The 231-nt window shown below is 55.0% G+C and carries 1 protein-coding gene; it reads right to left on the bottom strand.

Annotated features, from left to right (window positions below):
* The coding region (locus SB765_RS34220; protein WP_410933102.1) for a bacteriophage T4 gp5 trimerisation domain-containing protein at window positions 1–231 on the bottom strand (231 nt) is incomplete at both ends.

Raw genomic sequence — 231 nt, 5'->3', positions numbered from 1 at the left:
CATCATTGCCGACCACATTGTTCTTGTCCCGCTGGGCATGGATGAACACTTCCTCTTTGCCCAGTTCGTCCTCGAAACGCAGTTCGTTGTAACCATCACCTTTATGGGTCTGGCTCTTGATGGTCATGCGTGTCTTGTGTTCGGGCAGGTCGTAGGGCGGTAACTGATCACCACAGTAGGTGCGTCCGGTGATCATCGGCTGGTCCGGGTCGCCGTTGACGTACTGGATGA

The organism is Pseudomonas sp. SIMBA_067 (genome assembly GCF_046534675.1).
In the GTDB taxonomy this organism is placed as follows: domain Bacteria; phylum Pseudomonadota; class Gammaproteobacteria; order Pseudomonadales; family Pseudomonadaceae; genus Aquipseudomonas; species Aquipseudomonas putida.
This window is presented reverse-complemented; position numbering and strand designations above follow the sequence as displayed.